This is a genomic window from Rothia sp. HMSC068E02 (assembly GCF_001813565.1).
GTDB lineage: Bacteria > Actinomycetota > Actinomycetes > Actinomycetales > Micrococcaceae > Rothia.
The window spans coordinates 304,802-327,087 of the sequence record NZ_KV812882.1 but is presented as its reverse complement, the minus strand read 5'-3'; the positions used below and the strand labels follow the sequence as shown (position 1 = coordinate 327,087).

At 60.8% G+C, this 22,286-nt stretch carries 17 protein-coding genes and 1 pseudogene; 5 read left to right on the top strand and 13 right to left on the bottom strand.

All coding sequences use genetic code 11. The annotated features are described in order from the left end of the window. Window positions 1-70: 70 nt before the first annotated feature. The 4 genes from HMPREF2919_RS03095 to dapE form a co-directional block, all read right to left on the bottom strand. The gene (locus HMPREF2919_RS03095; protein WP_005505243.1) at window positions 71-448 is read right to left on the bottom strand and encodes a twin-arginine translocase TatA/TatE family subunit; all 378 of its coding nucleotides are present in this window, start codon (window positions 446-448) and stop codon (window positions 71-73) included. A 269-nt stretch (window positions 449-717) separates the two neighbouring features. Beyond that, the gene (locus tag HMPREF2919_RS03090; RefSeq protein ID WP_083311117.1) at window positions 718-2,076 is read right to left on the bottom strand and encodes a hypothetical protein; all 1,359 of its coding nucleotides are present in this window, start codon (window positions 2,074-2,076) and stop codon (window positions 718-720) included. 5 nt (window positions 2,077-2,081) lie between these two features. Further along, complete coding sequence (locus HMPREF2919_RS03085) at window positions 2,082-2,462, bottom strand: taurine ABC transporter substrate-binding protein (RefSeq protein ID WP_070666147.1); 381 nt, start codon at window positions 2,460-2,462, stop codon at window positions 2,082-2,084. A gap of 104 nt (window positions 2,463-2,566) precedes the next feature. Then, window positions 2,567-3,760, bottom strand: a complete 1,194-nt coding sequence (gene dapE, locus HMPREF2919_RS03080) for a succinyl-diaminopimelate desuccinylase (RefSeq protein WP_070666144.1) — start codon at window positions 3,758-3,760, stop codon at window positions 2,567-2,569. 101 nt (window positions 3,761-3,861) lie between these two features. On the opposite strand from dapE, the gene dapD reads away from it, so the two are divergent. The 3 genes from dapD (at window position 3,862) to galE (ending at window position 7,218) form a co-directional block, all read left to right on the top strand. Continuing rightward, window positions 3,862-4,827, top strand: coding sequence for a 2,3,4,5-tetrahydropyridine-2,6-dicarboxylate N-succinyltransferase (dapD, locus tag HMPREF2919_RS03075; RefSeq protein WP_070666141.1), 966 nt, complete (start codon window positions 3,862-3,864; stop codon window positions 4,825-4,827). A gap of 294 nt (window positions 4,828-5,121) precedes the next feature. Beyond that, the gene (locus tag HMPREF2919_RS03070; RefSeq protein WP_070666138.1) at window positions 5,122-6,003 is read left to right on the top strand and encodes a DUF4253 domain-containing protein; all 882 of its coding nucleotides are present in this window, start codon (window positions 5,122-5,124) and stop codon (window positions 6,001-6,003) included. 201 nt (window positions 6,004-6,204) lie between these two features. Then, window positions 6,205-7,218 carry a UDP-glucose 4-epimerase GalE gene (galE, locus tag HMPREF2919_RS03065; protein WP_049354216.1) on the top strand — a complete coding sequence of 338 codons (1,014 nt, stop codon included), beginning with the start codon at window positions 6,205-6,207 and terminating at the stop codon, window positions 7,216-7,218. Between the two features lie 172 nt (window positions 7,219-7,390). On the opposite strand, the gene dapC is transcribed toward galE, so the two are convergent. From dapC to HMPREF2919_RS03035, 6 genes are all read right to left on the bottom strand, one after another. Then, entirely contained in the window at window positions 7,391-8,530 is a 1,140-nt protein-coding gene (gene dapC, locus HMPREF2919_RS03060) for a succinyldiaminopimelate transaminase (protein ID WP_070666135.1), read from the bottom strand. 191 nt (window positions 8,531-8,721) lie between these two features. After that, window positions 8,722-9,042, bottom strand: a complete 321-nt coding sequence (fdxA, locus tag HMPREF2919_RS03055) for a ferredoxin (protein ID WP_049354209.1) — start codon at window positions 9,040-9,042, stop codon at window positions 8,722-8,724. Window positions 9,043-9,542: 500 nt separating this feature from the next. Continuing rightward, window positions 9,543-10,892 (bottom strand): PIG-L family deacetylase, encoded by a 1,350-nt coding sequence (locus tag HMPREF2919_RS03050; protein WP_049347063.1) that lies wholly within the window; start codon window positions 10,890-10,892, stop codon window positions 9,543-9,545. Window positions 10,893-11,276: 384 nt separating this feature from the next. After that, the gene (gene typA, locus HMPREF2919_RS03045; protein ID WP_070666132.1) at window positions 11,277-13,187 is read right to left on the bottom strand and encodes a translational GTPase TypA; all 1,911 of its coding nucleotides are present in this window, start codon (window positions 13,185-13,187) and stop codon (window positions 11,277-11,279) included. Between the two features lie 210 nt (window positions 13,188-13,397). Then, entirely contained in the window at window positions 13,398-14,330 is a 933-nt protein-coding gene (locus HMPREF2919_RS03040) for an NAD(+) diphosphatase (RefSeq protein WP_049347059.1), read from the bottom strand. A 219-nt stretch (window positions 14,331-14,549) separates the two neighbouring features. Then, window positions 14,550-16,721 (bottom strand): acyltransferase family protein, encoded by a 2,172-nt coding sequence (locus HMPREF2919_RS03035; protein WP_070593660.1) that lies wholly within the window; start codon window positions 16,719-16,721, stop codon window positions 14,550-14,552. A 395-nt stretch (window positions 16,722-17,116) separates the two neighbouring features. On the opposite strand from HMPREF2919_RS03035, the gene pgi reads away from it, so the two are divergent. Beyond that, window positions 17,117-18,793: a glucose-6-phosphate isomerase gene (gene pgi, locus HMPREF2919_RS03030; RefSeq protein ID WP_070593662.1), complete on the top strand. Its 1,677-nt coding sequence runs from the start codon at window positions 17,117-17,119 to the stop codon at window positions 18,791-18,793. A 127-nt stretch (window positions 18,794-18,920) separates the two neighbouring features. Here the strand turns inward: pgi and HMPREF2919_RS03025 are convergent, their stop codons facing one another. From HMPREF2919_RS03025 to HMPREF2919_RS03015, 3 genes are all read right to left on the bottom strand, one after another. Then, complete coding sequence (locus HMPREF2919_RS03025; RefSeq protein WP_049359043.1) at window positions 18,921-19,625, bottom strand: pyroglutamyl-peptidase I; 705 nt, start codon at window positions 19,623-19,625, stop codon at window positions 18,921-18,923. 26 nt (window positions 19,626-19,651) lie between these two features. After that, window positions 19,652-20,254 carry an LOG family protein gene (locus tag HMPREF2919_RS03020; RefSeq protein WP_049349363.1) on the bottom strand — a complete coding sequence of 201 codons (603 nt, stop codon included), beginning with the start codon at window positions 20,252-20,254 and terminating at the stop codon, window positions 19,652-19,654. 165 nt (window positions 20,255-20,419) lie between these two features. Further along, the gene (locus tag HMPREF2919_RS03015; RefSeq protein ID WP_193389288.1) at window positions 20,420-20,953 is read right to left on the bottom strand and encodes an NUDIX hydrolase; all 534 of its coding nucleotides are present in this window, start codon (window positions 20,951-20,953) and stop codon (window positions 20,420-20,422) included. Window positions 20,954-21,204: 251 nt separating this feature from the next. On the opposite strand from HMPREF2919_RS03015, the pseudogene HMPREF2919_RS03010 reads away from it, so the two are divergent. Continuing rightward, window positions 21,205-22,286, top strand: a pseudogene (locus HMPREF2919_RS03010) (hypothetical protein); the annotation flags it as partial.

Below are 22,286 nucleotides of genomic sequence, written 5' to 3'. Positions count from 1 at the left end.
ACGGCCAAACAGCTGAGAATAGAAAGAACCCCGCACCATCACGGTGCGGGGTTCTTATCTATTCAAAATCTTAGGTTGCGTCCACGTCGAAGGGGGCGTATGCGCCTCGCGGAAGAGCACGGCTCTCCGACTTTTCCTTCTCCTTCAGCAGCGCCTCTTCACGTTCCTTCGCCTCACGCTCACGCTCGGCGTCATCCTCAGCGAACGCCTGCTTCACGATCACGCGCGGATCGTACTGGCGGGGGTCGTACTGGCGCCAGTTAATATCTTCCAGACCCGTCTCGCCCAGGGCTTCCTTGAAGTCGTCCTTCGCGTCAAACGCCATGCGGCGCACAGTCTTGACGAATTCACGAATCTGGCGGGCGTATTCGGGCATGCGTTCGGGACCAATCACCACAAACGTGATGATGGCCAAAATAATCAACTCGGTGCCACTAATACCAAACACAGAATATAGATTATCAGTTCCGAGCCAGCACCGCCGAACCCGCGGCGCTTTCTGGACGTGTCTTTAAGCTCTGGACAAGCAGAAGGCGTACGCTACCGCACCGCGGAAGGGCATTGCGCCCACGGCTAAGAACACCACATCAGCGGTTTACGGCGGATAATCTCCACCGCCGGGTTAAAACGCTGCGGCTCCAACCGCAGACACGCCCGCCTCCCGAACGCAAAAGACCGCCGGCAGCACACCAGCGGTCTCCTGACACAATATTCGGTTTACGGCGGGTAGTCTCCACCGCCGGGTAGCTGCTTCCAATGCCACAGCCAGCCAACCCAGCCCCACTGCGCACACGCACCCGCCACCAACAACGCCCAACGATACGCCCGCGAACGGCTCGCCGCCGCCACCACAAGCACCAGCGGGAACAACGGCAACAACAGGCGGAACGTCGACGACTGCGGATTCAAAAACAGAATCAAATACGCAAAATAACTCAGGCACCACAGGTTCAACGGAGCCGCCAAAACCCTACGCGCCAACGGGCTCAAACACAGAGCAATAAAGCCCAAAATCAGCAGAGTCAGCAGCACCGGAGCCGCATACCCAAAGTACAGGTAACCCTGCGACAGCCACGGCTGAATCGGCGCCAAATGGGTACCGCGCCACGCCGTCTCCGTGGCGGTGTACGCATCCACACGACCCGTAGCCCACCACGCAATCGCAGGCCACACCAGCGCACACGCACACACCACCAAGGCGCTCACCAGCTGCCCCAGATGACGCACAAACGCCGCACCCATACCCGACTGGCGGCTCGAACGCACCCAGCACGCAAACCACCACAGGCCGGCAGCCGCCCCCAGGGGCACACCCACCGGGCGGGACAGGCACGCCAACGCCGCCACAGGAACCAGCAGACCGTATCGTCCCTGAACCAGGCACAGCAGCGCACCGGCAAGGAACACCAGGTTCAGCGACTCCGCATACGGCACCTGAAGCACCGGCGCCACCGGCAAGAACGACACCAACGCCACAGCCCACATGGACAGCGCAGAAGGCGACTCCTCACTCTTGAAACCGGTCGCCTTCAACGACGCCTCAAACAGCAGGTAAATCACCCACGCCGCCGCAAAACCAGCAAGCAGAGCAACCGTCGCCGCCACCGGGTAGTACCCGATGCCCGTCGCATGGCTAATAGCACCGGAAAGCTGCGGGAAAATCGGGTAAAAAGCCCACTGATTCTGCTGAACCACACCCGCCGCGTTCACCGGCAGCTCACTCGGGTAACCCTGTACCGCAATCTGCTCATACCAGCCGGCATCCCAGATGCTAATGAACGACAAATAATCCAGGTGCTGACCCCACGGGCTGCGCAACTGCTGCTGACCGACCACGGCAAACACGATGAAGCCCCACACGCGGGACAGGCCGTAAATCAGCAGTACCGACAGCCATGCGGGCAGGGCACGCAGACGCTCCCCCACGCGGTGCAGGCGCTCACCGGCGGCGGTGTACGCCCAGGTCAGCAGCTCGTCAAAAGACTCGCCCTGCTCCTTCGTGGAGGCGGGGGTGGCGGCACCCTGCACAGGAGAATACGCGGGGGAATCACTATTACGTTCAGGCGAAACACTCACGGGCGTTAGTTCCCCTCAGCCTGCGGGTTCTTTCGCTTCTCCACAAAGTCATGCGCGCTCAAGGTGCTCTCCGCATCATCAGCCAGCGGAACCGCAACGCGGCGAACCGGCTCAGCGGCAGCGACGTTAGCATCAGCAGATTCTGTAGCCGAAGCGGTAGCCTCCGCGGCGGGTGCGTTCTCGAGTGCCTTGTCATCTTCGGGAGCACCGACGAGAGGAGCGATAAAGCCGAAATCCTCCACACGGTCAAAGGTGCCCAGACCGTCACGGCCCACACCGCTAAAGAACGCGGCACCGGGCACGGCACGCTCACCGGAGAGCGCCACAACGGAGAGCACCGCGATGCCCGAAATTAGCAGGGCAAGCAGAATCAGAAGAAAGTTCATGTCAATCTCATATCATGCAGGACCGTCAACCCCTGACGGTCACCTAAATTCAAATAGTAGCGCCAGCACCGGCAGAATCAGCGCCGTGACTAGTCCTGTTGTGTCTAGTCCTCGTCGCGGTCGCTGAGCAGCCAGGCACGCAAATCTGCGTGGCAGCGGGTCAGCTGGCTAAAGCTCACGTGTTCGTTATCGGTGTGAGCCAGCAGGGCGTCACCGGGGCCGAAGTTCACCGCGGGAATACCGATCTCGCTCAGGCGCGCCACGTCCGTCCAACCGTACTTCGGCTGAGGTTCCTGCCCCACAGCCTCAATCAGGGAAGCCGCCAGCGGGGTGTCCAGTCCGGGGCGTGCCGCCGGGGAAAGATCCACAAAGTCCAGCTCGTATCCGGCGAAGACCTCACGCACGTGGGCGACCGCCTCATCCAGGGTCTTATCCGGGGCAAACCGGTAGTTCACGTGCATTGCCGCCGCATCAGGAATCACGTTACCGGCAACGCCACCAGAAATCTGCACCGCATTCAGACCCTCACGATAGTCCAGGCCCTCCACCGCGATGGTCTTCGGCTCGTAGGAGGCGAGCGCCGCCAACGCCGGTGCCAGGGCGTGAATTGCGTTCTCGCCACGCCATGCACGCCCCGAGTGGGCGGCGAGGCCGCGGGTGCGCACGAAGAAACGCATGGTGCCGTTGCAGCCGCCCTCAATGGTGCCGTTGGTCGGTTCAAGTAGCACACCGAAGTCTGCGTCAGTGATGAGCTCGCCGTGGTTGCGGATCAGGCGCGCCAGCCCGGAGAGTTCGCTGGCGACTTCTTCGTTGTCGTAGAAGATGTAGGTCAGGTTGTAGTCGGTATCCTGCGCGGTCAGTTCGGCGGCGAGCTTCAGCTGAACCGCCACGCCGCCCTTCATATCCGTTGCGCCGCGGCCGTAGAGCACGTACCCGTCCTCTTCTTCACGCACCGTAGAGGGCACAGTACCCAGGGAACCCTCGACGGTAGGCAGGGGCACGGTATCCAGGTGACCGGCGAGGATAATGCGGGTACGCTCCCCCTCAGCACTCTCCCCCTCAGCTCCAGGCAGCGGCGGGAATTCGGTGCGGGCAATGATGGCGTCCCCGTCACGGGTCAGGTGCAGGTGGGGGCAGAACGACAGCGCCGTGTGCACGGCATCAGCAATCGTTCGTTCGTTACCAGAAACCGACTCAAGATCCAGCAGGGCACGCGTCAGCTCGGGCATAGACACGTCCAAATTCAGGGGCGGTGCCGGAACCGGGTGACGTTCAGAAGTATTCGGGGAAACGCTCATCCTTCCACCTTACAGGTTCCCCGGTACACACACCCGCGCCCGCAACTTCCATATCGAGCATATGAGACGGTCTTGAAGGGGCTCTCACTCCCAAAACTATAATGGGAGGCATGTCTGAAAACACTCCCCGTTACGCCTCCGGCGTTGCACTGGTCAATGTTGTTATCTCTGGCGAGCACGCCGGCACCGTCCTGGATGCTTGGTTCCCCGCCCCCTCCCTCACCCAGACCCCCGACCTGTCCATCGCGGACGAGCTGGAGGACCTGGCCGTTGAGCACCCTGCGCGCAACGCCCGTACCGAGGTGCGTACCGCCTCCATCAACCTGGATGAGGCACCCGAAGACGCAGTCGACGCGTACCTGCGTCTGCACCTGCTCTCCCACACTCTGGTTCGCCCCAACGAGCTGAACCTGGACGGCCTGTTCGGCACCCTGGCGAACGTTGCGTGGACCAACCACGGCCCGGTGCTTGCCGCCGAGTTCCAGAAGCTTGCGATTGGTCTGCGCAAGCTGGGTCACCTGAGCGTGAGCCACATTGATAAGTTCCCGCGCCTGGTGGATTACGTGGTTCCCGCTGGCGTGCGCATTGGCGACGGTGACCGTCTGCGCCTGGGTGCGCACCTGGCGTCCGGCACGACCGTGATGCACGAGGGCTTCGTGAACTTCAACGCCGGCACCCTGGGCACCTCCATGGTTGAGGGCCGTATTTCTCAGGGCGTTGTGGTGGGCGACGGCTCGGATGTGGGTGGCGGCGCCTCCACGATGGGTACTCTTTCCGGTGGCGGCACTCAGCGCGTGTCTATTGGTGAGCGTTCCCTGCTGGGTGCGGAGTCCGGTATCGGTATTGCCCTGGGTGATGACTGCGTGGTTGAGGCTGGCCTGTATGTGACCGCCGGTTCGCGCGTGAGCGTTCTGTTGCCCGGTCAGGAGGCGCGCGTGGTGAAGGCTGCGGAGCTGTCCGGTGTGTCGAACCTGCTGTTCCGCCGCAATTCGATTAGCGGCGCGATTGAGGTTCTGCCGCGTGCGAAGAACACCGTGGAGCTGAACGAGGCGCTGCACCTGAACTAATCTGCACCTGAACTAGTCTGTACCTGGACTAGTGCTGGTTGCCCTTGCGAACGTTGGGGGTCGGCCCGCGAACTTTAGGGATCGGCTTTAGGGGTCGGGATGCGTGAAGCATCCCGGCCCCTTTTCTGTGCCCTGTGTTCCCTCGTCCGCCGCTCTCACAGGCTGGGCGCGAATCCGCGGCGGCTACGATGACCGTTTTCAGGGCGGGATGCTCGGGCTTTCGCTAGGCTGGTAGTACCGGGTACAGCGTACCCGCCATGACTGACCACTTGTACAGTTCAGAGAGGAATTCAGATGCCCGAATCAACTAAGTCAGAGTCGACGATGAGCGAAACCTACCGGCACTTTACGCGTCTCTTCCCCTACCCGCACGAGCGTATTCCAGTGGGCGCTCCTGCCGCTGATGCCATGGCTCGTTACGATGAGCTGGCTAAGCTGGGGCGCGCGCAGGGGTTCGTCCCCTTCTTCCTGAACCTGAACGATACGGTGCTTGAAAGCATGGTCATTGCGGTGTCTATTGAGCACGACATCATTGACGATGTTGAGACTCTAACCCCCGAGCAGGTGAGCGCCTACACTCGTGCTGTCCTGCAGCGTTACCGTACCGCCCGTGGTGGCGCCTCCACCGAAGAGTACGGTAGCGCCGCCATTGCTCAGCAGTTGCGCCAGGTTATGGACGATGGCGAAGAGACTCACGAGAACGACCCGGACGACTTCAACCTCAACGAGCTTGTCGACGAGTTTATGAGCTCCGATTTTCTGCCCGATGAGGAGCCCGAAGATGACGCCCCGATTCTTTCTGCCCTACTCTGCTACGAGCTCCAGGATGAGGAGCAGGGCGAGATGCTCCTGCTGCAGATTCCGACCGATGACCCCGCCGATATTCCCGCGTACCTGCCCTTCGGCGGCTGGAATGACTGCCCGAACGCCGAAACGCAGCTGGCGTTCACCCACTATTGGCGTGAAAAGTACGGCGCAATCCCGGCGGCTCTTGACAATGCCGATTGTCTGGAATTTCTGGTGGAACGCCCCGTAACCGACCCGTTGGAGGCGAAGAAGGTGGCGGTCGAGCAGTTCGCGTTCTGTTCCGATCTTCCGTTCCAGGTGTTTGAGGATTTTGAGCAGCTGACGGAGTTTATTCACCAGAGCCGCCAATGGTATTTCTGGTGGGATTAGCTGCGGGTTATAAAGCTAGGCGGAGGCGAGTGTCGACACACCTAAATAGCGCCTCCCACGTGCTCACACCAGAGTGCACAAGCGCACAGTGTCCCGCAGTACTTACGCCCCGTGCACGGCTGTACTATTAGATACAGCTCAACAGCTTTTGTCCCCCATCCGGAGCACTTTTTCCGGATATATAAAGCCCGAAAGGACATCATGAAGGTACTCGTTACCGGCGGCGCCGGCTACATCGGCTCCCACACTGTACTTGAACTGCTCAAGGCAGGCCACGACGTCGTCGTCATGGATAACCTCGCGAACTCTTCCGAGGAGTCCCTCAAGCGCGTCGCTGAACTCGCTGGCCGCGCCCCCGAGTTCCACAAGGTTGACCTGCTCGACCTCGAAGGTATGAAGGCTCTCTTCAAGCAGGTTCGCCCCGACGCTGTGATTCACTTTGCGGGCCTGAAGGCTGTGGGCGAGTCCGCAGAGAAGCCGCTGTGGTACTACCAGACCAACGTGGCTGGCACCCTGAACCTGCTGTACGCAATGGACGAGGCTGACTGCCACTCCATCGTGTTCTCCTCCTCCGCTACCGTGTACGGTGAGCCCGAGTCCATGCCTCTGATCGAGAAGATGAACATGGACGCACAGTCCTGCTACGGCCGCACCAAGGAGCACATTGAGGACATGCTGGTTGACCTGGCTGCTTCCGATCCCAAGTGGAACATTGCTCTGCTGCGTTACTTCAACCCCGTTGGTGCGCACGAGTCCGGCCGTATCGGTGAGGACCCGGCGGGTATCCCGAACAACCTGGTGCCCTTCATCGCGCAGGTTGCTGTGGGTCGCCGCGATCACCTGAACGTCTTCGGTAACGACTACCCGACCGTTGACGGTACCGGCGTGCGCGACTACATCCACGTGGTTGACCTGGCTGATGGCCACCTGAAGGCGCTGAACTACATTGCTGAGCACGGCGGCCTGCACACCTGGAACCTGGGTACCGGTAACGGCTACTCGGTTCTGCAGGTTCTGCACGCGTTCGAGGAGGCGTGCGGTAAGGAGCTGCCGTACAAGATTGTGGATCGTCGCCCCGGTGACGTTGCGGTCTCTTACGCTGATCCTTCCTCTGCTCTGGCGGATCTGGGTTGGAGCGCTAGCCGCGACATTAAGACCATGGTTCGCGACCACTGGAACTGGCAGAAGAACAACCCCAACGGTTACGAAGCCTAAGCTGTTTTAGCCCCTTGTGAGGGGTGTTGAAGAGTGCCCGATAGGTGTTATCTCACCTATCGTCCGGGCACTCCAGCCAACGGCGATAAGCAGATACGGCAAAGCCCCCGCACTCCCCTTTCGGGAGGGTGCGGGGGCTTTCTGCTATGCGGGCTAGTTAGACCCGTCGGGGCTACTTAGCGGCAGATGCCTTCAGACGCTCAGCAGCCTTCGCCACCGCCTCATCGGAGGCGGTCAGGGCGATGCGCACGTAGCCTTCGCCGTCCTCGCCGTAGAACACGCCGGGGCCAGCAATAATACCCAGCTCAGCCAGGCGACCAATCGAATCCCAGGTGGACTCGCCGAAAGTGGTCCACAGGTACAGGCCAGCCTCAGAATTCTCGATGCGGCCACCGGCGGCGGCAATCGCCTCCTGCAGTACCTCACGGCGGGCACGGTACAGGTCCTTCTGAGCCTCCACGTGTGCCTCATCAGCCAGCGCCACCATCATGGCAGCCTGCACGGGGGCGGGCACAATCATGCCGGCGTGCTTGCGGCTATTAATCAGGTTCGGCATCAGCTCGGGGGCACCGGCGATGAACGCGGCGCGGTAACCGGCGAGGTTCGACTGCTTCGACAGCGAGTACACCGCAAACAGGCCGGTGAAGTCGCCATCGCACACGCGCGGATCCAGGATAGACGGCACCGGCTGACCGCCGCGCACCTCATCCCAAGCACCCCAACCGAGCTCCGCGTAGCACTCATCGGACGCCACCACGGCACCGATTTCACGCGCCTGCGCCACAATCTCACGCAGCTGCTCCACGGTACGCACCACACCGTTCGGGTTCGCCGGGGAGTTCACCCAAATCAGCTTCACGCGGCTGCGGGTGTCAGCGTCCAGCTCGTCCAGGCTGTCGGCGGGCACGGACTCGGCGCGGGCAAAGCGGGCACCCATATCGTAGGTGGGGTACGCAACGCGCGGGTACACGACCACATCGCCCGGGCCCAGGCCCAGCAGGAACGGCAGCCACGCCACGAGCTCCTTCGAACCGACCGTGGGCATGATCGCCTCCGGGCTCAGGCCCTTCACGCCGCGGCGGCGCGCAAACCACTCGGCAATAGCCTCACGCAGGGCGCGGGTGCCGTGGGTGGCCGGGTAGCCGGGTGCGTCAGAGGCAGCCGCCAGCGCCTCGCGAATGTTCTGCGGGGTCGGGTCAACCGGGGTGCCGATGGACAGGTCCACCGGACCGTCCGGGTGGGCGGCCGCGGTTGCGCGGTAGGGGGCGAGCGCCTCCCAGGGGTATTCGGGCAGGTTCAGGCCGTAAGTCATTGTGTCACCTGGTTGCTTGGGAATAGTTTTCGTCATTTTAGTCTAGCGTCCGTGCGTTGGCGTGCCTACAGCAAGAGCCTCCATTCCAGCGCCTAGACGGTGCGTGGGCACCGGGTGCTGTGATGGAGGCTCTTGGCACCCGTTAGCGGGTGCGGTCAGTCTATGCGGTAGCTATTATTCGCCGCAGGCTATTACTCGCCACGAGGGGGCAGTGCCGCGATGAAGGGCACGTCCTTGCCGGTGGGGCCGAGCTTTGCTGCGCCACCGGGGGAACCCAGGTCGTCGAAGAAGTCTGCGTTGGCGCTGACGTATTCGGTCCACTCTTCGGGGACGTCGTCTTCGTAGTAGATTGCTTCTACGGGGCAGACGGGCTCGCAGGCGCCGCAGTCCACGCACTCATCGGGGTGGATGTACAGGGTGCGTTCGCCTTCGTAGATGCAGTCGACGGGGCATTCTTCAACGCATGCGCGGTCTTTGACATCCACGCAGGGAAGCGCGATTACGTAGGTCATTGGTGTGCCTTTCTAGAAGCTGTTCGCCCCGTGCCCGCCGTTCTGCGGGTCGTCTGCTGCAGGGCAGAATCTACAGAGTAAACCGCCGAGTGGTTGGTACCCGGCGGGGAAGTCTGTGTATAGTCTATCGCGCGCTGACTGTTTAACAGTATTTTCGTGGTGTATCAGACAGTGGGTCATTGGGTTTGTGGGGGTATTTTTTAGGCTAGGCTGACCTGGTATTTATTTGCATTACGACTAGTCGGCTGGCTTTTAAAAATAGATTAAGCCAAAAATGAAATCTTCGTCACATGAATTTTTTGATGAAGTTGCCATTATTTCCACCTCCGCTAAATTCACCGAATAACGCATAAATTTTCTTCCCTATTGTCCTCTACCTGAGCCTCTATCCGGCGGGTGCAGAAGACAGCAGCGGTGCAGCGCCCAAAAACAGCAGGAGGGGCGTCCCTGCTAACCGGAACGCCCCTCCCCCACGTTATGACATAGTAATAGCCTTCAGGCTACTTCTTAGCGCGCGCACGCTGATGCGCCGCACGCGGCGAGAAATACTGCGCGTCCTTCACGCGAGCGCGCGTGTACACGAGCATGCCCAGCATCGCCGCAACCGGGGCACCAAACCACCACAGGGCACCGTAGAAGCCAATCGCCGAATGACCCGGGTTCACCAAAACAAACGGCGAATCGGGGCGACCGTATCCGAGCACGTACACGGTCACGAACACGGCAACAGCCACAACCGCCGCCGCGTAGCCGCGGCGCAGCGACAGGGCGCACCACAGGGCGGTAAAGAAAACCGTCAGGTACGCCACCAGCAAGCCGAGGGGCAGGGCGGTATCACCCGCATAAACGACCCAAGCGTGGTAAATCGACCCGGCAATACCGGCAAAAATACCCAGAATCGAGCCGGTCAGAACGCCCGCCACCAGACCAGCCTCCTGCGGCTTCGGGTGCACGGTCGCCGTCGGGTCACCGTCGAGCACACGGAAAGTCTCTACGGAAGAAATCTTCTGCGGCACCTTATTCGAGTACTCAAAAGTCTTCTCGTCCACCACCGTAATCTGGGTGCGGTGCGCCTCCATTGCCTTGCGCTTGGCGGTGCCGTCACCGTAAATAGCAGCCTGCAGGCGCTGATCAGCCGCGTCGAACTCACCCTCAATACCCCAGGTAAGAATCGGGCGGTCCTCGTCATCTTCAAGAATCTGCAGGGCACGGTGCACAATCTCGTACACGCGCACGTGGTCGGGGTGGCCGTAGCCGCCGTCCGAATCGTAGGTGACCAGAACATCCGGGGTGAGGGCGCGGATAGCGGCAACCAGCGCCTGAGCCTGCGGTTCCAGCGGCTGCGCGGTCAACGAGTCCTCCGCCGCCACCGGGTTGGCGACGGGCTTACCCTCCGGGCCCCACGCCATACCGGAGTCACGGTATAGCGGCAGCGCGCCCTCCGCGACGGCGGGTTCCTGGCCCAGGAAGAACTGCTTCTTCACGCCCAGTGCCTTGATAGCGCCGGCAAGCTCACCGGTACGGTACTCGCCCAGCGCCTCACCGTTATCACGGCAGCCGGGCTTACCGACCTCCAGGTGATGCAGCTCCTCGGGGATGACCTCACCCAGCTCACCGCGGGTAGCGGTCAGCAGGTACACCTCCGCGCCCTTCTGCGCATAGTACGCCATGGTCGCGCCGGTCGAGGAGGTTTCGTCGTCCGGGTGTGCATGCACGAACAGGATGCGTGCCTTCTTCGCATCGTAGTTATTCGGCAGCAGGTCACGGCGCGATCCGGGGGCGATGCGCTCACCCTGCGTGGGGTAGCTGGGGGTCGCAGAATCAGGCTGAGTGTTCTCGGTTTCAGACACAGGCTTTCCCTCTCATACGCAGGGTTGGGTTTCTTGGACGGTCAAAGCGCGCCGGCAATTTACATCGTTGATCAGCAGATGTTGAGTAGCGGACGGGTGCCGCTACCGCGCAGGCGCATTATTTTATCTTACACACTCGCATGTACAGCACGGGGTGTTCGGGCTTTTCAGAAGCGGTTTTTGGAGGCGGTTTTCAGCAGAAAGCAAAAGCCCCCGGCTCTCCTCCCCCTTCTCTCCCGCCGCCCCGCCGGTACTTCCCGAACGCGCCTGAGGGTTAAACAGAACCGCCGCTACCTTCCATATGAAAGGCAGCGGCGGCTCTTGAACAACGACAGCACCCGCTACAGCAGGTGAGTCGCTAACGCGCTATCAGTTCGCGCTGTACTAGTTCGCACGGGCGCGGCGGCGGAACTCGCGGACACGCTCGTTGGAATCCAGGATGACCTTACGGATACGAATCGCCTCGGGGGTCACCTCAACGCACTCGTCTTCGCGAGCGAATTCCAGGCACTCTTCCAGGGTCAGCTTCTTCGGCGGGGTCAGGTTTTCGAAGTTGTCCGCGGTCGAAGAACGCATGTTGGTCAGCTTCTTTTCCTTGGTGATGTTAACTTCCATGTCGTCTGCACGGGAGTTCATACCAACGATCATGCCCTCGTACACCTCGGAGGTGGGCTCAACGAAGAAGGTGCCGCGCTCCTGCAGGTTAATCATCGCGTAGGGGGTCACCACGCCGGCACGGTCAGCAATCAGCGAACCGTTGGTGCGGTACTCAATGTCGCCAGCCCAGGGCTCGTGCTCAATCGAGTAGGAGGAAGAAATACCGGCACCGCGGGTCTCAGTCAGGAACTGGGTACGGAAACCAATCAGACCACGTGCGGGAACAGCGAACTCCATACGGACCCAACCGGTACCGTGGTTCGCCATGTTCTCCATGCGGCCCTTACGTGCAGCCATCAGCTGGGTGACAGCGCCCAGGTACTCCTCGGGCACGTCAATGATCATGTGCTCCATGGGCTCGTAGACCTTGCCGTTGATGGTCTTGGTAACCACCTGGGGCTTACCCACGGTCAGCTCGAAGCCTTCGCGGCGCATCTGCTCGACGAGGATAGCCAGGGCGAGCTCGCCACGGCCCTGAACTTCCCACGCGTCCGGACGCTGGGTGGGCAGAACCTTGATGGACACGTTACCGATCAGCTCGCGGTCCAGGCGGTCCTTCACCTGACGTGCGGTGACCTTTGCGCCCTTGACGCGGCCAGCCAGCGGGGAGGTGTTAATACCGATGGTCATGGAGATCGCGGGATCGTCCACCTTGATTAGCGGCAGGGGCTTGGGGTTCTCAGCGTCGGTGAGGGTTTCACCAATGGTGATGTCCTCGATACCAGCCACTGCGACGATTTCGCCGGGGCCAGCGGACTCTGCGGGTACACGCTCGAGAGCCTTGGTAGCCAGCAGCTCGGAGATGCGGACGTTCTTGATTTCACCGTCGTGACGTGCCCACGCAACGGTCTGGCCCTTCTTCAGGGTGCCGTTGAAGATACGGACCAGTGCCAGACGACCCAGGAACGGGGAGGAGTCCAGGTTGGTCACGTGTGCCTGCAGAACCTCGTTGGGGTCGTAGGTGGGGGCGGGCACGTGCTCGATGATGGTCTTGAACAGCGGCTCAAGGTCGTCGTTGTCGGGCAGCTGGCCGTCTGCGGGCTGGTTCAGGGATGCAGCGCCAGCCTTACCGGATGCGTACACTACCGGAACGTTCAGCACAGCGTCCAGGTCCAGGTCAGGAACCTCGTCCGCCAGGTCAGATGCCAGGCCGAGCAGCAGGTCCATGGACTCGCCAACGACCTCGTCGATACGGGAGTCGGGGCGGTCCACCTTGTTCACCACGAGGATCACGGGCAGCTTAGCAGCCAGTGCCTTACGCAGCACGAAGCGGGTCTGGGGCAGCGGACCTTCGGATGCGTCCACGAGCAGCACAACGCCGTCAACCATGGACAGGCCGCGCTCCACCTCGCCACCGAAGTCGGCGTGGCCGGGGGTGTCAATAACGTTAATGGTGATGGTCTCACCGTTGGCGGAAGGGCCGTTGTAGAACACGGTGGTGTTCTTCGCCAGAATGGTGATGCCCTTTTCCTTTTCGAGGTCGCCGGAGTCCATGACTCGGTCTTCAACATCTGCGTGGGCAGAGAAGGCGTGGGTCTGCTGCAGCATCGCGTCGACGATGGTGGTCTTGCCGTGGTCAACGTGTGCCACGATAGCCACATTGCGAAGGTCGGGGCGCGAAGCGGTGTTTTCAGACATGCGTTAAGTTTCTCGCTTAAATCTAGGGGATAGTCTTGCCAACGGGTGCGCTCTAGACAGCGCAGGGGGTCACAGGGCAGTACCCACAGATAGGTATCTGGTGGTCGTTGCCGGTTTGGGTGTTTGCCGATGGACCCGCTCTGCGATGAGAACGTTTCCGGGCACGCCAAAACGGACCCCCCTCCGTTGGGCTTAGCTACCAGTGTATCACTAGGGCTTTTCTGCGAGCCACTCATCAATCATGCGGCGAGCGACGGCGTTCGTGCCGGGCAGCTCCAGCTTGGCGGGGTCATCCTCGTCACTGTTGCCACGTTCCTCCGAAATAGCAATCGCCTCACGCAGCTCAGCGGCGGTGAACCAGCGTGCGGCACGAATCTCACCGTCGTGGTGGATGATGGTTTCGTTCTCATCCACGCGCACCCGGTAGCAAATCATGAGCGAACGCGGGAAAGGCCACACATCGCTCATACGGTACTCGGTGCTGAGGGCGTGCAGGCCGGTTTCTTCGTAGACTTCGCGGGCGATTGCCTCTTCGAGGTTCTCGCCAGGGTCAACGAAACCGGCAATGAGGGCGAAGCGGTTGGGGTGCCACTGGCGGTTATTCGCCAGTAGCACGCGCTCGCCGTCGCGGCTGGTCACCAGCGCCATGACGGCGGGTTCGATGCGGGGGAACACCATCTCGCCGGAGGCGGTGCGGCGGATTCCCTTGGAGCCGAGGGGCGCCTCTTCGCCGCTGTAGGCGGAGTAGCTCATGTCGATGAGGTAGTCGCGGCGTGCAAGGGCGGTTGCGTAGTGGGCGCGGCCTTCCGGGTCCTCGTGGACCGGGTAGTACCAGAAGCCACTGCTGGAGGCGCGCACCCGAGGGTTGTTCAGGTTGACGGCGACCTGCGCGAGGGTTTCATCCTCGCAGTAGAGCACGTGCACCTCCGCGCCACTATTCTTCTGGGCGTCAGCGCCGTAAGCGGCGGGGCGGATGACACTGCGTGCAAGGATCACGTCTTCGGTCAGCGGCTCGGCAGCATCGTTACCGGTCAGGTAGTGCACGGTTCCGTCAGCGTTGAGAAGGGTTTCCCCTTCGCGAGAAAGGAGCAGGTAGCGCGGTGTATGAGTATCAGCGGGAGTGTGTTCAGATGAAGAAGTCATAGGTTTTACTCTACTCCGCTCACCTCCATTCCGTTCAAACAGCCCGCGCGCGTGGCAACCGTTTGCCTGGCAAAACCAAAAGCCGACTCCCCTCCCAACTAAACTACCCTCGTTACCCAACAGTCCACGAGGTGTAGAAAAGCCGACAAAGCACAGCAAAGCCCCCTCCCGCACGCAACGGAAGGGGGCACTGCACTCTTCACAATCTTATCAGGTGCGTTACTTTGCGGTGGTTCCCTTCGGGTCCCAACCAGCGGCAAGGGCACGCTCGTAGATAATATCGGTCAGGGTTGCCTCATAGACATTCGTCAGGTGGTTCGAGTCAGCGTACATGTAGACGTTGCCCTGAATCACGGAGCACTTGCCGTCGGGGCAGTACACATCCTTCAGATCGATCTGGTAGGCGCCACGATCAGCGTACTTGGCGAAAATCGGGGCGGCAGGATCATCACCGTACTTTGCTTCCACCGGTTCAGAGCAGTCATCGATATTCTTCGCTTTCATAGCACACATGTACATGTCAGAGGCGAAACGCGGGTTATCGCGAATACCAATAACCTGAATACCTGCGTCGGTTAGCTTGCGCAAAGTCTCGTCTAGACCGGGGTCTACGGTTTCGCCCTCAGCGGTTGCTGCTGTGGTGGTCGAAATAATAAATACAGTAGAGGGCTTGGCCGCCAGAATTTCAGCGGTCGCATTCTCACTGAACGGGATGCAACGCTTCATGAACCCATTCACCGTATTCGCAGGCTGGGTGAAAGGATACGGGCAGCCGGTTAGCAACAGGTTCAGCTGATTAGCACCCACCTGCTTAGAAATGCCTTTCAGAGCTTCTGTCTTCTGCAGGGCATGAGAGCTGCCCACCACGGCGAAGAGAGGCGCATCATCGGAAGCGTTCTTCGTATAGCCGCAGCTAATGTCCAATTGTTCATTAATCAGAACATAAGAGCCCTTACAGCCGGTATCCCAGGGGACGAATAGACTAGTAATAGTCGCATTCTTCGGTATAGGATCAGCCTCAACGAGTTCCTTATCGGGTGAGAGCGCACGCGCACCGGGGTAGGTGTCGACATCATTCTGGACGCTAGCCATCGCATTGCTGATGACCTGCGCGTCACGCTGCTCAGCCAGTGCGCGGGTACCGAGCACGGTCGGTGCGACCAGGGCAAGAATTGCTGCGACGAACGCAATATTGCCAGCCCACGCTGCGTAGGAGGTCACGGGGCGCTTGAACTTCAGCTTGGAGGCGAGTGCCGGTAGGAAGTTATCGGATGCCGAGCGCAGGGGCTTCTCCACGAAGCGGTTCAGAACCCACGCCAGGCCAATCGATGCAGCAATCAGTACGGTGCCTTCGAGGAAGGAGACGCGCGGCTTACCCACGGCGGCGCTGTACAGCACGAGCATGGGCCAGTGCACCAGGTACAGGGCGTAGGAAATGTTGCCCAGGTTCAGCAGCGGCTTGGACACCAGCAGGCGGTCAATTGCGAACTTGTGGTCGGTGCGGCCGGCAATAATGAGCAGCGCGCCGGAGAGAATCGGCCACAGCGCCAGGAAGCCGGGGAATGCCTTCTCCACGGGCAGCACGGCACCGCAGGTAATCAGACCGATGATACCGATCCAGCCCATGGCCACGCGGGTGCCCATGTGCGCGGGCTTCCACTTGAGGGTCATGATGGCGAGCAGGGTACCGACCGCGAACTCCCAGAGGCGGGTGCGGGTGTCAAAGTAGGCGTATGCCGCGAAGTTCTTGGTCTCCCAGACGGAGAACGCGAAGGATGCGCAGAAGACTAGGCCGAAGACCAGCACGGCAGCGGGTACCGGCTTGATACGAGTCTTCTTCACCAGCAGAGCGGCGATTGCGAAGAGCACCGGCCACAGCAGGAAGATCTGACCCTGAATGGACAGGGACCAGAAGTGCAGGAAGGGCGACTTGCCGCCGGTGTTAGAGGCAAAGTAATTCACCGAGTTATTCGCCAGGTTCCAGTTCTGCCAGTAGAACAGGGACGCCTGCGCGTCCACGGCACGTGCGCTCCAGATGGTCGGCGAGAGCACCAGGAAGCTACCGGCGAGGGTCAGCAGAATCACGACCGACGCTGCGGGCAGCAGACGGGTGAACACGTGGGTCCAGTAGTTCAGGAGCTTGAGGGGCTTACCCTCATTGATTTTCCGCATGAAGGAAAGCGAAAGCAGGAATGCGGAAATGAAGAGAAAGACATCCACTCCGCCGGACACCTTACCCACCCACACATGGTAGATCACGACAAGCAGTACTGCGAACGCACGAAGACCCTGGATTTCAGGGCGGAAGCCGCGACTTTCCAGGAAAGATTCGTAGGGAGGATTCTGGTCGGTTTTGGACACACGAATCCCCTTGAAAAGATTAAATGCCATGTTTGGTTGTCCTGAGTGTTAAAGGCTTAGCCTCTACCCCAAAAGTCGTACCGGGTAGAACGCTGTATATGAGCATCTAGTGGATATTTCTTGGGGTGTTTCATGACCCCAGATACTTTGAGCCCTGGTCTAAGATTCTTTGAACTATATAGTCTAATGTTCTTTAAAGTGAAACTTCAAAGATTGTGGGCTTTCTCCCAGTCCCTCTGCGGCTCATTCCCTCTGCCGGTGGATACACACCCGACAAGGCATGTCACCATCTTCGATTTCTTCGAATTGCTCACTTCTTTTCTGTGCCGCTCACAGCAGTGCCAGGTTTCGATTTTTTCGCCGTATCGTTCCATATCACCTTCGAAAGAGATGACAGAGGCACCCGAAAATAAGAGAATGGAACCATGACTACTTCTATTGACCCTACGACCACCTCCGCATGGTCCGCTCTGTCTGCTCACCACAAGTCCCTCACTCCGAACCTGAGCGAATGGTTTGCCGCTGACCCGGAACGCGCGCAGAAGTTCAGCTTCACCGCCGACGAACTGCACGTCGACCTGTCCAAGAACCTGATTACCTCCGAAACCGTTGAGCTGCTGCTCAAGCTCGCTGAAGAGGTCAAGCTGGAGCAGGCTCGCGAGGCAATGTTCTCCGGTGAGCACATTAACGTCACCGAGGACCGCGCCGTACTGCACACCGCGCTGCGCCGCCCCGAGGGTTACACCCCGGCACTGATCGTTGACGGCCAGGACGTAGACGCAGACGTTCACGCCGTGCTGAAGAAGATCTACGCGTTCGCTGAGCGCGTGCGCAACGGCGAGTGGACCGGCATCACCGGCAAGCGCATCAAGACCGTTGTGAACATCGGTATCGGTGGCTCCGACCTGGGCCCGGTCATGGTGTACGAGGCTCTCAAGCCCTACGCAGACGCAGGCATCACCGCACGCTTCATCTCCAACATTGACCCGACCGACGTGGCAGAGAAGGTCTCCGACCTGGACCCCGAGACCACCCTGTTCATCGTCGCATCCAAGACCTTCGGTACCCTGGAGACCCTGACCAACGCCCGCGTGGCACGCGAGTGGCTGCTGTCCGCACTGGCAGAGGCTGGCGCTCTGGAAGGTAAGGAAGCATCCGAGGCCGTGGCAAAGCACTTCGTGGCTGTCTCCACCGCGCTCGACAAGGTTGCAGCATTCGGCATTGACCCCGAGAACGCTTTCGGCTTCTGGGACTGGGTTGGCGGCCGCTACTCCGTAGACTCCGCTATCGGTACCTCCCTGGCTATCGTGCTGGGCCCGAAGGTCTTCGCTGACTTCCTCGCCGGCTTCCACGCTATGGATGAGCACTTCCGCACCGCTCCCTTCGAGAAGAACGTCCCCGTTCTGATGGGTCTGCTGAACATCTGGAACGTGAACTTCCTCGGTGCTGAGACCCACGCGGTTCTGCCCTACGACCAGTACCTGCACCGCTTCCCCGCATACCTGCAGCAGCTGACCATGGAGTCCAACGGCAAGTCCGTGCGCGCCGACGGTTCCTTCGTCAACTACGCAACCGGTGAAGTGTTCTGGGGCGAGCCCGGCACCAACGGCCAGCACGCCTTCTACCAGCTGATTCACCAGGGCACCCGCCTGATTCCCGCGGACTTCCTGGCCTTCGCCAACCCGGTCCACCCGACCAAGGACGGCGAGCAGGACGTTCACGAGCTGTTCCTGGCTAACTTCTTCGCACAGTCTCAGGCTCTGGCGTTCGGCAAGACCGAGGAAGAGGTTCGCGCAGAGGGCACCGCGGAGCACGTGGTCAACGCACGTATCTTCAGCGGCAACCGCCCCTCCACCTCCATCATGGCACCGCGCCTGACCCCGCGCGTTCTGGGCTCCCTGATTGCCCTGTACGAGCACATCACCTTCGTTCAGGGTGTTGTTTGGGGCATTGACTCCTTCGACCAGTGGGGTGTTGAGCTCGGTAAGAAGCTGGCGCTGGACCTGGTTCCCGCTATTGAGGGTGACCGCGAGGTTCTGGCTCGTCAGGATTCTTCGACTGCTTCGCTGATTGACTACTACCTGAAGAACCGCACCAAGTAGTAGTTCGAACCTATCCCCGAGGGTTTTATAGCCTGCGGGTATAGGATGCAAAACCGCCGGATAGGCTCCCAGTTAGGGAGGCTATCCGGCGGTTTTGTTATAGGGGTTCTAGCTCAGTACCGTGCTGCTAGTTCACGGCGGGCAGGGTGTCGGAGGCAACCTCAGCAATAATGCGCACCACGGTGGATTCGGGTAGCTGCGGGATGCCCTGCTCGTCACGCACCACGCCACCGGCGTCACGGTGAGCGGTCAGTTCTACACCCTCGGTCGCATTTTCACCGTCAGCGCGGGTTGCGGGCACATGCACGAACCCGGCGGGGATGCTCAGCCCCAGCTCGCGGCTGATGCGCTGGCCCTCGTAGAACACGTGGTTGCACACGTAGGTTCCGGCGGTGTACGAAATCTCGACCGGCTCCCCCGCCACACGCAGGCGCTCAAAGCTGGCGCGCACCGGCAGGGAGGAGAAGTACGCCTCCTGACCACCCGGAGCGATCGGCTCATCGCAGCGCTGGTCGCCGTCGTTATCTTCAATACCGGCGGAGTCCAGGTTGATAGCGACCTGCTCGAGGCTGACCACGTCGCGGCCAACCGCCACACCCAGGCTGATGAGCGCGTCGGGCTGCACATCCTGCAGGGCGGCGCGCAGGGCGGTGCTGGAACCGTCGTAGCTAACGGGCAGCTCGCGGGTGATGACATTCAAATCCGGGCGCATCCGGGTCAGCAGACGCTGAGCACCTTCGGCGAGCGCTACGGTAGGGTTCACCGGCACGCCGGGGAACGGGCCGAAGTAGGTCAGCAGCAGGGTGCGTGCCTGATTGGGGGTGGTTGCCATAGTCGTTCTCGTTTTCTGCGTTGGTTTTATTCGGCAGTGTTCTTTTCGGCGGCGTTCTTTTCGGCGGCGCGGCGCTCCAGGTCCTTGGCAAGCGCCTCCAGCAACTCTTCGGGGGTGGTGGCGATGATGAGCTCGTCCAGGTAGCGTTCGTTGAGCAGGCCGGTGGACGCCATGTAGTGCATGGCGTCGATGAGCTTGTCCCAGTAGCCGTTGACGTTCAGCAGGGCAACCGGCTTGGAGTGAATATCGAGGAACTGCCAGCTGAAAACTTCAAAGAACTCTTCGAGGGTGCCGGGGCCGCCGGGCATGGCGACGAACGCGTCAGCCTTCTCAATCATGGCGATTTTGCGCTGGTGCATGGTGTCCACAATGTCGAGGGTGGTCTGGCCGGGGTAGACGCCCTCCAGACCGACCAGCTTGTGGGTGACCACGCCGTAGACCACGCCGCCGGCATCCAGGGTCGCGCCCGCGACGGTGCCCATCAGGCCGGTGCGGCCGCCGCCGTAGACCACGCCAATATTGTTCCGAGCGCAGAGGGTGCCGAGCTCGCGGGCGCGCTCGGTGAAGAGCGGGTCGTTGCCGGAGCGTGCCCCGCAGTAGACGGCAAGGTTGTAGTCAGTCTTCTTCATGGTTCTCCTTGGGGTGTATGAGGGTTTCCGGGGTGGAGCGCCTCTATGCGTTCTACCCACGATAGATGTTTCTGTGTTGAGGGTACCGGATGCACCTGTGTACCTCATGTGTGCGCCCGCCAGTTCAGGGGCACGTTGGGCGCAGTGGTTAGGGTAGCGCGGTGGTTACGGTAGCGGGGTACGTGCCAACAGCGGGAAAATCTGCTCGGTATTCAGGGGTGCCTGCAATGCAGAATCGGAGGGGCTGCTCATGGCGGGGTTGACCCAGCGCAGCTCAGCGATTTCAGCGTGCGGCACCAGCGTAGCCAGCTGCTCGTGTTGCTCATCGGTGGGGGCGTATTCGAAGGTTTCGGCGCGCACCGTAAAGCCTGCCTCGTTCAGTGCGGCGGCCTCTAGCAGTCCGAGATGGTGCATCCGGTCGGGGTCGGGGGTGAGCCCGATTTCTTCGCTCACTTCGCGGCAGGCAGTCTGCAGCGGGGTCTCCCCCGGTTCGGGTTTGCCGCCGGGCATCATGAACCCGTCACTGCCCCGTTTGCGCACGGTGAGTACGAGCCCGTCCCAGTTGCGGATTGCTACAGCGCACACGTTTACGACGCGGTGCGTGCTGTCGATGGCGCTGTGCTCAGTAGCGTTGGGTTCGGCGGGCGGGGCGGGCGGGGCTACTTCTACTCGGTTCTGCGGGTTCTTCTGCGTGGGCATCTTTCTACCCTAGCATTTCCGTATCCTCCAGCCGGCGCTGTGCGTGTATGTCTTATTCATCCGCCCTATTGTGCGCCCTGTAGGCGTTGGTTTTACGTAATATTTCGGCGAGTTATCTTATGTCCGGTTCATGCGTTTAGGTGCGTGTTACGGTGTAATTAACCGCGATGTCGCGGTACCGTATACGCACTCGACTTGGCGCGATACAGGAAGAGTGCGGATCACTCAATCACCCATGTAGAAGGAACTTCATGATGGCTAACTCTTCCCACGCCCGCCGCTACGGTAGCGCCGGCGCTTCTGTTCTTCTTGCTGCGTCGTTGAGCCTGTGCGCTCTGCCTTCTGTTGCAGCGGCTAATACCCCGAATCCGGATAACCCACCGGTTATTACGGTCTACAACTACAAGGTTGAGACCAATACCCGTGAGCTGAAGACCGCCCTGCGTCTGAACAAGATTACGTTCAAGGCGTCGAAACTGCCCGCGAAAACTACCGCTTTCGCCCCGGCATTGCACGAGGCAAACCATAGGGGTTTCCCGTTTCTGAACCCGATTCAGACGGTGCGCGTTGAGGGCCCGTTCAAGGACGGCACGGCGACTGCGACCCATTACGTTCCCGGTAGCCTGATTGACCCGGCGAAGAACTACAGCTTCGTCGCTAATATCATCGTTGATGGTTACGGGGGCGGTCAGGTTCTGCGCATGGACGTTGTGAAGGATAGCGCCGCACCGGTTCTGCACGTGGATTCGCCGCGTCTGAACACCAAGGGTGAGACTGTGTTGAAGGTGCGCGGTACCGGCTACACGGGTGAGGCGACCCCGCACGGTGTGCGCGTGGTGGTGTCTGATACGAATGTGTGGGTTCCCGGTCGTTTTCCTCAGACGGGTATGCGCTTCGTGGCTGAGGTGACCGTACCTGCTTCGCAGATTCACAACGGTGCTTTTGAGACGGAGGTGAAGGTCCCGGCGGATGTTGCGGCGACGCTGAATACCTCTCACAAGTACATTGCGGGCACTATGGCGGCTGGCGTTCAGGGTGCTGAGTACGGCTCGTTTGATGCTCAGAAGCCTCTTGAGCTTTTCGCGCAGGAGCCCGTGGTTTCTGCGGTTCCGACCTATGCTCCGACGGTGGCTCCTCTGCCGGAAGCAACCGTGGGCGTGAACCCCACCGACGCACCCACCGTAGCGCCCTTGCCGGAAGCAACCGTGGGTGTAAACCCGACCGACGCACCGACCGTGGCACCCCTGCCCGAGGCAACCGTTGGCGTGAACCCGACCGACGCACCGACCGTAGCGCCCTTGCCGGAAGCAACCATCGGTGTAAACCCGACCGA